Source organism: Floridaenema aerugineum BLCC-F46, assembly GCF_041929345.1.
Taxonomy (GTDB): domain Bacteria; phylum Cyanobacteriota; class Cyanobacteriia; order Cyanobacteriales; family Aerosakkonemataceae; genus Floridanema; species Floridanema aerugineum.
Genome location: NZ_JBHFNQ010000224.1, coordinates 20,131 through 30,687 on the forward strand (window position 1 = coordinate 20,131; position 10,557 = coordinate 30,687).

The following is a 10,557-nucleotide window of genomic DNA, read 5'->3' on the forward strand; positions in this document are numbered from 1 at the left end:
TGAAGAGGACTAAATACTTTCAATTTATTTGCTTTGGGTCCACTGGTAGGGGCGGGTTTTGTTTTTAGGTTATCTGTAGGAAACAAAAAATCTTTGCTAAACCCGCCCCTACTTGAGCTATTAGCCCGGAAATTGATTTCCGGGCGAGCTAAAACGATAGGTGCAAGATCTGAGTGAAAATAATAGATGTGATTGTTCAATTTAGGGGATTTAGAGGAATGAGTCAGGGCGATCGCAAAAGCAATAAAGAACTAGTAGACAAAGCTCTAGAGGATATTTTAGTACCGGGAATCAAGCCGTTTATCCAGCGTCAGATGAAGAAAACTTATGGTAAAAACTGGGTGCAGAATGCGCGGCTTGGGTTACAGGATTATCACTTTGAGGGAGATGACTTAAAATGGAAAGATCCCCAAGTTGTGCTGAAACTAATCATTGATAAATGGAATGATGCTTTTCGGGATGCGCCACAATTTGGTTATTCTCAGCGCAGTCTAGTTAGTGAATTGTTGGAAGTACGAAATAACGTAAAACATAACGATTTACCAAAGTTCGACAATGATTATACTTATCGCGCACTAGATAGCATGGCGCGGTTATTGACTGCGACGGATGCTAAAAAAGCAGCTGAGGAAATAGAACAGCGAAAAGAAGAATTTAGACGGCAAAATTGGGGAGATAATCAAGTTGAACAAAAGCCAGAACAGGTAATTAACAATCAGCCAGTAGTTGCAGAGTCACCGAAAGTAAATCATCAGTTTCAAGCGTTAATTGATGAAAAAACAGATGGTTTTGTTGGGCGTGAATTTGTGTTTAAGGCAATAGAAGATTTTCTCGCAAGTCAGCCGAATGGTTACTTTATTATTGAAGCAGATCCCGGTATGGGGAAAACTGCTATTTTAGCTGAATATGTCCGGCGCACGGGGTGCATAGTTCATTTCAATATTCGCTCTCAAGCTATCAACCGCACCGACCAATTTTTAGAAAGTGTTTGCTCCCAAATTATTTCGCGCTACAATTTAGGTTATCAGTCTTTCACAGCTGAAATGACGCGAGATGGCAAGTTTTTTGCCAAGTTGTTAGAAGAAATTAGTGCGAAACTGAAAACGGGTGAACGGCTGGTAATTGCGATCGATGCACTGGATGAAGTAAATCAAACTGACTATTCTGGCGGAAATATCCTTTATTTACCTGTAACTTTGCCCAAGGGAGTTTATTTTGTTTTAACACAAAGAGCGATCGCTCTACCCTTAACAGTAAACACGCCTCCCCATCGATTTAAGTTGATGCAGTATCAAGCGGAAAGTTTGCAAGATATCCAAACATATATTAGGCGAGAAATTGAGAAATCGCCGCAGCTTAAGGCGTGGATTGATGGACAAAAGTTGACGGGGGAAGATTTTGTGACTTTGCTTGCTAAGAAAAGCGAGAACAATTTCATGTATTTGAAGTATGTTTTGCAGGAAATTGAGCGGGGATTTTATCGAGATTTGAGTATTGATAATTTGCCGCAAGGTTTACAGGCTTATTATGAGGATCATTGGCGGCGAATGGGGATGCTGAGTGAACCGCTACCCATGCACAAAGTTGCAATTGTTTATTTTCTGGCAGAACTTAGGGAACCAGTTTCACGCCGGATGCTAGCTGAATTGTCTGGTGAAAAAGCGGTGACGGTGCAGCAGGTAATCAACGAGTGGAAGCAATTTTTGCGCGAAGTGCAGGTAAATGACGAAACCCGCTACAGCGTATATCACCAAAGCTTTTGTGATTTTCTGGCTCGAAAAGACATTGTAGAGGCATACGGCGATGACTTTGATTCACAAAATTAATGCTCGAATTGTCGATAAGTTTGCGGGAGGTTTGGAAACGAAGGACATCAGAAAACACTTAGATAGCCTGGTATCTGAAGATAGAGAATATGCTTTGAAGCATTTGCCTAATCACATGGTTAAGGCTAGTCGATTCGAGCAATTATATCGATGGTTGACTGATTTTGATTTTATCGAAGCGAAAGTTTATGCTTTAGGTTCGCAGCCACTAATTAAAGATTACGATTTTGCTTTTAATCCTGATGTGTTGTTTTCTGGGGAAAAAGCGGAGACTTTGAGATTAATTCAAGGTGCAATTCGGCTATCAGCGCACGTATTGGAGAAGGATAAAACACAACTGGCAGGGCAATTGTTGGGGCGATTGATGTCTTTTGACTTACCAGATATTAAGCTAATTTTGGAACAGGCAAAGCAGTGGAAAGCTACTCCTTGGTTGCGCCCATTGACACCTACCTTAATAGCACCAGGAGAAGCTTTACTGCGTACTATTAGCGATAACGCTGCTGTAAATGCAGTTGCCATTACTCCTAGTGGGAAACAGGTTGTTTCCGGTTCAGGTGGCACTCTCAAAGTCTGGGATTTGCTATCGGGACAAAAATTGAAAACTCTTAAACATACTGGCAGGGTAAAAGCAGTCGTCATCACTCCTAATGGGGAACAGGCAGTTTCCGCTTCTAGTGATGGCACTTTCCAAGTCTGGAACCTGGAAACAGGAAACCTCGTTTTCATCTGTAAAGGTCACAATGATTCAGTAAATGCTGTGGTAGTTACACCAGATAGTAAACAGGTGATTTCTGGTTCACATGATGGCACTCTCAAAGTTTGGAATCTGGATAATGGAAATGAAATTTTTACCTTAAAAGGTCATAACTCTCCTGTATTGGCTGTGGCAGTGACACCAGATGGTAGTAGGCTGTTTTCTGGTGATGCTAACAACCATTTGAAAGTTTGGGATCTGCAAAAGCGAGAGTTCCTCTTTAATCTCGGAGGCCACACTAACCGGATAGAAGGTTTGGCAGTAACACCAGATGGCAACCGGGTGATTTCTGCCTCAGCTGACAACACACTGATAGTCTGGAATTGGCACAAACGAGAGATAATTTTTCCTCCTCTCAAAAGTCATATTACATCAGTACGATCTGTGGCAGTAACGCCAGATGGCAACCGGATGATTTCTGGTTCAGATGACGGAACTCTCAAAGTCTGGAATTTGGAAACCGGGAAGGAAGTTTTTCCTCTTACAGGTCATACTGAATCGGTACAAGGTTTAGCTGTCACACCAGATGGCAAACAGGTTATCTCTGGATCGTCAGACAAAACCATCAAAGTCTGGAATCTGCAAAAAGAAAAGGAAAGTTTCCCTGTTCCAGATCATACCAAATCAGTACAAGCTGTAGCAGTAACAGAAAACTGGGTGATTAGTGCTTCAGATGACAAAACTGTTAAACTCTGGAATCGGAAAACTCAAAAGCCAATCTTCCTCAGAGGTCACACAAAATCGGTACAATCTGTAGTAGTACAAGAGTTGAAAAACTTAGTGATTTCTGGTTCAGATGATAAGACTGTAAAAGGCTCTAAGCTTGGATTTGTAGACAATTGTTTTACCCTCAAAGGTCATACTAAATCAGTGCGCTCTGTGGCAGTTACACCCAATGGCAACAGAGTGATTTCTGGTTCAGATGATAAGACTCTCAAGGTTTGGTATTGGCAATCAGGAGAGGAACTGTTTACTCTCAAGGGTCATAGTAAATCTGTACAAAGTGTGGCAGTTACAGCAAATGACAACATGGTAATTTCTGGGTCAGATGATAAGAGTATTAAAGTCTGGAATTGGCAAAAAGGAGAAGAGCTTTTCACCCTCAGCGGTCATACTAAATCAGTAAAATCTGTGGCTGTGACACCGAATGGCAAACAGATAATTTCTGGTTCATGTGACAATACTATCAAAGTCTGGGATCTAGAAAATAGAAAGGAACTTTTCGCCCTGACAAGTCATACTGACTGTGTAAATACTGTCGCAGTAACACCAGATGGCAAACAAATAGTTTCTGCTTCATCTGACCAAACTCTGAAAGTCTGGGATTTGGAAAGTCGAGAGGTAATTGCTAGTTTCACTGGAGAGAGTGCATTAAATTGCTGTGCAGTTGCACCCGATGGCGTAACAATTGTTGCAGGCGAAGCATCAGGAAGAGTTCATTTCCTGCGATTAGAAGGTTGTTAACATGATTAGGAGGAAACAAATCTGTCAGAAGATTATACAGAAGCCGAACTTTTCAGTAATCCTGAAAATGTTGTTAATGCAAGATCGATCGCATTACAACAAGCTTTATCACCACCTGCACAAGGAAGAGTAACAATGGCAGCAGCAGTAGTAGAAGACCTGCAAGGAAACCGTAAAATTGTCATAGGAACCAGCGAAATTAGAGGTTACTTGCGACCAGGAGTAAAGTCAACAATCAAAACTGGAGAAACTGTTATTCCTGGTAATGGTCATGCTGAAGCTGACATTATTGGTTGGGCTATAACTAATAATTATAAAGTAATTGCAGTAGCAGCCGGACGACCTATTTGTGAAAATTGTGTCCAGGTGATTGAAGGAGCTAACGGAATAGTTGCCAGTCCTAAAAAATCGAGTCCAAGGAGCTAAGTAAAGATGACAGAAAATCGTTTAGAATTGCTCGATCGCGATTTATCTACACTTCTCAAAAAAGCCTCTGTTTCCCAACAAAGAAATGCGGCTTTAATTGCCAGCCAATTTGCAATTGAACGCAATAACTTAAACAATCCAATTGTTGACCAAGCATTAAAAGCAATAGAAATTGGCAATTTCGGTGACGAATCTTTAAGGGAAAAAATCGAAGCTTTGGTTAACCAACTGGATGAAATTCAATGGAATTTACAAGAAAAGATGGATGCAGGTGAGGCAGAGTTATCAGCATATTTAGCGGCTTTTCAACAAGCAAGATCGGCTAATTCTCTGTATTTTGCCTTAGATGCAGATGCCTTTAATGCAGCAACGGAATCTATTTATGAAGCTGATGCAGCTACCGATGATTTAGCAAGTTTGAAACAAAAGGTTTTGCAAGTATTTAAACAGCAAAGCGATTCTGGAGAAGTGATTGTTGAAACTCCAGTAGTATGACTAATGCTAAACTCAGATATTGCACCATTCCCAAAATCCGCCTGCGAATCAATTCACAGGCTAATAGCTAAACTCCTCTAAAGAGGACTAAATACTTAGGATTTAAAAGCTTTCAGTCCATTTTAATGGACTTGAGCTATTAGCCCGGAAATTGATTTCCGGGCGGGCTAAAAGCGCAGGTGCAAGATCTCAGTAAAGGAAATTCGAGGTGCGATCGCATTTTTTAGCTTAGATTATGTATGTGCGATCGACCTTTCCCAACCTTACCCATCTTACTTTTGTGCCGCTACTTCTGCTGCTTTTCTAGCTTCATACCAACGTTTGTATTTGGCTGTATTAGCTGTTATCGTCTCACACATTTTCCTGGCTTTCTGTTCAGCTTCTTTTGCCAATTCTAGAATCTCTAGCAGTTCCTTTTCATCCAGTTCTTTTTGTGTCATTGCAAGTTCTCCAAACGAGCTTTAATCCTACTAACGCTTATTTTCGTTTCCAGCACTTGACCTAATTCTATTGCCAAATCTTCTCCTATTTCCTGAATTCTTTCTGCTGTAATCACATCACTTGCGGAGAGATACTCAACACTAATCTCTATCCGCCGCCTAGATGCTTCCACAAAAAACATACTCGTATTCAAAAAGGCAAACAACTGAACTAACATAAAATTGTTAGGGAAACGTTCCATGCTTACTCTAGCTAAGTTAAGCCCCTCTGTTGCTTCCCGCTCAATTATATCTAGCTCTTGATTTAACCGCTCAATGAGACTGTTAAGTTCTGATGGAATTGGCATAATTATTAAATTGTATCATCTGGGAAAATAGCGATCGCACTTTTCACCATAGTATAAATGCGATCGACCTTCTCCAAGCTCTCTCAAACTTCCTGCTTCTGTGCAGCCGCCCGTTTAGCTTCCGCCCTGAATTGCCACTTTTCTATTCATTATTTAGCCGCTCGACAAGAGCAATTATTTCTGCTGGAATAGTCATAAATATTTTATACTATAAAAAAGCTATTTTTGTCTAGATAATTAACTTGCTTTTTCATGAATCTCTACCTTGGCATTGATTTTGGCACTTCTGGCGCACGGGCAATAGTAATAGATTCAGCAGGAATTATTCAAGCTGAATCACAATATTTATTTGCTGATTCAACGGATAATTTAACAGCAATGTGGCGAGAAGCTTTGTTTTCTTTAATTGCGGAAATACCGTCAGAAATTAGAGGGGGAATTTGTGCGATCGCAATTAACGGCACATCTTCAACGGTGTTGTTATGCGATCGAACTGGCAACCCCATTGATTCACCAATTTTATACAACGATTCCAGAGGCATAGAAGTAATCGATAAACTCAAAGAAATTGCACCACCAAATCATACAGTAATCAGTGCTACCTCTTCATTAGCAAAACTTTTATGGTGGCAAGATCTTATCCCCCCCTTAGTAAGGGGGGCTAGGGGGGATCTTCATTTTCTACACCAAGCTGATTGGTTGGCTTTTTTATTACATGGACAATTAGGAATTAGCGATTATCATAATGCTTTGAAACTTGGTTATGATGTAGAAAAACTTTGTTATCCTGAATGGATTGAAAACTTAGAAATACCTTTTAAACTACCAAAAGTTATTACTCCCGGAACTCCTATTTCTGAAGTTACATCGGAAATAGCTGCAAGTTTGAAATTAAGAAAGGATTGTGTTGTATGTGCAGGTACAACTGATAGTATTGCGGCTTTTCTTGCTAGTGGTGCAAAATCTCCGGGGGAAGCTAGTACATCTTTGGGTTCTACTTTAGTAATTAAACTGTTGAGTAGCACTCGTGTTGATGATGCAAAATATGGAATTTATAGTCATAGATTGGGAGATTTGTGGTTAGTTGGTGGCGCTTCTAATACGGGAGGTGCGGTGTTAAAAAGTTTCTTTAGCGATCGGGAATTAGAAAGTTTGAGTTCGCAAATTGATGCGGAAAAGTCAAGTAATCTTGATTATTATCCTTTGTTAAAGGCTGGCGATCGCTTTCCCATTAACGACCCTAATTTACCACCAAAGTTAGAACCACGTCCAGAAAATCCAGTTGAATTTTTGCATGGTTTGTTAGAAAGTATAGCTCGAATTGAAGCGCGGGGATATGAATTATTAAAACAGTTGGGTGCAACACCTTTAAGTTGTGTTTATACTGCGGGTGGGGGTGCAAAAAATCCAACTTGGACGAAGATTCGAGAACGTTATTTAAAAGTCCCGATTTTAAAACCAACGCACACACAAGCGGCTTATGGTTCGGCAATTTTAGCTATGCGAGGTATCAACAAGAAAATATAGGATGGGGAAAACCCACCCTATTTTAGTTTGACTAAATAGAGGGAAATTAATCATTTTTCCATTCTTGACAACCCATCAAATCACAAATGCGATCGCGCAGTAAATACCCCGAATCTTCTAATTCGTATTCCACACAAACCCATTCTCCCTGACGAATATACTGACAAAGAGTATAAATTGGTTGCTGAGGACTAACTAAACCTTTTTTAACTAGTTCCCGCGCTTCTTCTTTGATCACGTCTATTGAATAATGCAGGTTAGAGGTAATCATTATCGCTTCACTCCATAATTTTATTTGGTAGTAGTTTTGGCTGTATTTATATCATCTCTCTATTGGGGTATTTTTTATCAGTTAATCTGAGAACTTCATTAAAAAAAGTAACACAATGGAAATGGTTGTCCTAGCTAGCTTTGAGACTTTTCATACCGGATAGATCATCAAAAATTAATAAGTTTTCATAGAATTATACAAAACTTTTAAGAAATATGTAGTTACTGAAAAATGAGTACGTTGTTGCGGTTTAGCGCTACTATCGAGAGCGCTAAAGCGCAACAACGTACTTACTTTTTATTGAACTTTTTGCAGAGGAGCAATTTTTGGATCGAGAATTTTTTGTCCTACGCTGGGGAATTTTACTGCGATACAGAGTTTATTTCCTGAACCAAAAACGTGACTAATTTCGCCTACTCCGAAGGTTTTGTGAACTACGCGATCGCCTTTTTTCCAACCTTGTGCAGTAGTAGTAGGAGTGCGATTAGGTTTCTCTATTTGAGATTTAGCAGTTAAATTTGTGCGATCGCTGCGAACACCTACATCTATTTTACTACTCAACAATTCTTTGGGTAATTCTTTCAAAAATTGCGAATTAATTGCTGGTGCTCTTTCACCCCATAAGCGTCTTTCTCTAGCATAAGAAAGATACAATCTTTCCTGTGCGCGAGTAATTCCAACATAACACAAACGGCGTTCTTCTTCCAATCCTTCTGGATCGTCTAAACTGCGAGTGTGAGGTAATAACCCCTGTTCCATTCCGACTAAAAATACAACCGGAAATTCCAAACCTTTCGCTGAGTGTAATGTCATTAAAGAAACTGCTTTTTGACCTTCTTCCAAATTATCTAAATCTGAAGATAAAGAAGCATTTTCTAAAAAATTACCTAAACTAGGTTCATCATTTTCTTCTTCAAATTGTTTGACTGCGTTTAACAATTCAAAGACGTTTTGTAAGCGATCTTGCGCTTCATCAGTTCCTTGCTTTTTCAAATCATCGATGTAACCGGAATCTTCCATAATTCCTTGGACAATTTCCGAAGCTGATAAAACATCTAATTGAGTTTGCCATTTTTGAATTAATTGGCAAAAACCATTAATTGATTTTGCCGCACGTCCAGCTAAGTTATTTACTGATACTTCATCGCTGATAATTTCCCACAAAGGTATGCTCAATTCCTTAGCAGCAACTATTAAATTATCGATCGTAGTTTTACCAATTCCGCGCCGAGGAGTGTTAATTACTCGCAACAAACTGACAGTATCATTGGGGTTAACAATTAAGCGCAAATATGCCAAAGCGTCTTTAATTTCTTTGCGATCGTAAAACTTTAACCCCCCTACCATTGTGTAGGGAATTCCCGATCGCAACAAAGCATCTTCAAAAGGACGAGATTGAGCGTTAGTGCGGTAAAGAATCGCAAAATCACCCAAATTAAAATCGTTATCTTGACGTTCTAACTGACGAATTTGGTGTAAAACAAAATCAGCTTCCTCTATTTCATTATCTGCACAATGCAGGAAAATTGGCTCTCCTTCTCCGCGAGTCGGACGCAATATTTTATCAATGCGTTGGGTGTTATTTTCAATTAACTGATTCGCTGCTTGTAAAATGTTTTCCCTTGAGCGATAGTTCTCCTCTAACTTCACCATTGACTGAGTTTTTTCATCGGGTAAACCATCGCCAAAGTCTTCTTGAAATTCCAGCAAAATCCGAAAATCAGCCATGCGAAAAGAGTAAATTGCTTGATCTACATCTCCGACTACAAAGACCGATCGACTTTCCCAATTACAAAACTTTTTCGGGTTTTCCCCGTTAGTAACTAACAACCGAATCAGGTCATATTGAATCCGGTTAGTGTCCTGATATTCATCAACTAAAATATGTTGAAAACGACGATGCCAATAACCTAAAACTGATTCATTTTGCTGAAATAGTCGCACCGGAACTAAAATTAAATCATCAAAATCTAGGGCGTTATTTTCCGCTAAAGCATCTTGGTAACGACTGTAAACATCAGCAATTACTTTACCTCGGAAATTTGGTTGTTCTCTGGCAAATTCTTGAGGAGATAAACCTAAGTTTTTCGCATTACTAATGGCGTAACGAACCGAACTCGGATCGAATTTTTTGTCATCTAGGTTAAGTTGTTTAGTAACAATTTCTTTAACTAAACTTTTGGTATCCGATTCATCAAATATAGAAAAGTTGCGATTCCACTTCCGACCTTTTGGATCTTGATATTTCTCGATATCGTATCGCAAAATCCGAGCGCAAAGACTGTGGAAAGTTCCCACCCAGAGAGGTTTAATGTATTCTTTGTAAATGCGCGATCGCCAATGTGTCTGTTCCTCTGGTGACAAAGATGCAAAACTTTTACCAGTAGTTTTTTCTACTATTTGATCGGCAAACAATTTTTCAATCCGTTCCTTCATTTCTCGCGCCGCCTTATTAGTAAAAGTGACAGCGAGGATATTTTCAGGATCTATTTTATGCTTAAGGATGAGGTTGGCAATGCGATAAGTCAAAGCTCTAGTTTTACCAGAACCTGCACCCGCAACAACTAACAGAGAACCGCAGTGATGTTCGACTGCGCGACGTTGACTAGGGTTTAGATGGCTAAGAAAATCAGAAATTTTCGTCATAATTGCTAAGAGTGCTATGCTGCTAAAGCCGCAGAATATGCTTTTTAATAGTACGTCATTCCCAAGGAATCTGCTCTGTGAATTTTATTGAACGTGCGTAAAACCCCATCCCAAGAGTGGGTGGGGATGAAAGCACGGTTAAAGGAGGGGGTTCGATGCCCCCTCCTTTAACAATTAGCGTCGTTTTTGGGAGTCAATATATCGCTTAACAGCTTCCTCCGAAGCACCACCGACAGAAGAATAAAAAGTGCTGTCACTCCACATCCCAGAACCCCAAAAACGACGCTTTTTCAAATCTTTAAAAGTTTGAAATAAGTGTACAGCAGAGATAGATTTCATGGTTTTAGCAATTTCCACA

The 10,557-nt window shown here is 39.7% G+C and carries 10 protein-coding genes; 5 read left to right on the forward strand and 5 right to left on the reverse strand.

Annotated features, from left to right (window positions below; all coding sequences use genetic code 11):
* Window positions 1-173 precede the first annotated feature (173 nt).
* The 4 genes from ACE1CC_RS31625 to ACE1CC_RS31640 all read left to right on the forward strand — a co-directional run bounded on the left by ACE1CC_RS31625 (window position 174) and on the right by ACE1CC_RS31640 (window position 4,968).
* Window positions 174-1,826 carry a Swt1 family HEPN domain-containing protein gene (locus ACE1CC_RS31625; RefSeq protein ID WP_413274410.1) on the forward strand — a complete coding sequence of 551 codons (1,653 nt, stop codon included), beginning with the start codon at window positions 174-176 and terminating at the stop codon, window positions 1,824-1,826.
* Window positions 1,804-4,047 carry a hypothetical protein gene (locus ACE1CC_RS31630; protein WP_413274411.1) on the forward strand — a complete coding sequence of 748 codons (2,244 nt, stop codon included), beginning with the start codon at window positions 1,804-1,806 and terminating at the stop codon, window positions 4,045-4,047. Before ACE1CC_RS31625 ends, ACE1CC_RS31630 begins: the two co-directional genes overlap by 23 nt.
* Window positions 4,048-4,182: 135 nt before the next feature.
* The gene (locus tag ACE1CC_RS31635) at window positions 4,183-4,473 is read left to right on the forward strand and encodes a hypothetical protein (protein WP_413274412.1); all 291 of its coding nucleotides are present in this window, start codon (window positions 4,183-4,185) and stop codon (window positions 4,471-4,473) included.
* Between the two features lie 6 nt (window positions 4,474-4,479).
* Complete coding sequence (locus tag ACE1CC_RS31640) at window positions 4,480-4,968, forward strand: hypothetical protein (protein ID WP_413274413.1); 489 nt, start codon at window positions 4,480-4,482, stop codon at window positions 4,966-4,968.
* Window positions 4,969-5,240: 272 nt separating this feature from the next.
* On the opposite strand, the gene ACE1CC_RS31645 is transcribed toward ACE1CC_RS31640, so the two are convergent.
* Both ACE1CC_RS31645 and ACE1CC_RS31650 read right to left on the reverse strand, forming a co-directional pair.
* Window positions 5,241-5,408 (reverse strand): hypothetical protein, encoded by a 168-nt coding sequence (locus ACE1CC_RS31645; protein ID WP_413274414.1) that lies wholly within the window; start codon window positions 5,406-5,408, stop codon window positions 5,241-5,243.
* Complete coding sequence (locus ACE1CC_RS31650) at window positions 5,405-5,755, reverse strand: hypothetical protein (protein WP_413274415.1); 351 nt, start codon at window positions 5,753-5,755, stop codon at window positions 5,405-5,407. Before ACE1CC_RS31650 ends, ACE1CC_RS31645 begins: the two co-directional genes overlap by 4 nt.
* Before the next feature lie 252 nt (window positions 5,756-6,007).
* On the opposite strand from ACE1CC_RS31650, the gene ACE1CC_RS31655 reads away from it, so the two are divergent.
* Window positions 6,008-7,282, forward strand: a complete 1,275-nt coding sequence (locus ACE1CC_RS31655; protein ID WP_413274416.1) for an FGGY-family carbohydrate kinase — start codon at window positions 6,008-6,010, stop codon at window positions 7,280-7,282.
* Window positions 7,283-7,328: 46 nt separating this feature from the next.
* Here the strand turns inward: ACE1CC_RS31655 and ACE1CC_RS31660 are convergent, their stop codons facing one another.
* The 3 genes from ACE1CC_RS31660 to ACE1CC_RS31670 form a co-directional block, all read right to left on the reverse strand.
* A complete protein-coding gene (locus tag ACE1CC_RS31660) occupies window positions 7,329-7,553 on the reverse strand; it encodes a DUF4327 family protein (RefSeq protein WP_413274417.1) in 225 nt (74 codons plus the stop codon).
* 297 nt (window positions 7,554-7,850) lie between these two features.
* Window positions 7,851-10,199 (reverse strand): DNA helicase PcrA, encoded by a 2,349-nt coding sequence (pcrA, locus tag ACE1CC_RS31665; protein ID WP_413274418.1) that lies wholly within the window; start codon window positions 10,197-10,199, stop codon window positions 7,851-7,853.
* 174 nt (window positions 10,200-10,373) lie between these two features.
* A partial coding sequence (locus tag ACE1CC_RS31670; RefSeq protein ID WP_413271163.1) for a transposase occupies window positions 10,374-10,557 on the reverse strand: 184 nt, incomplete at its 5' end.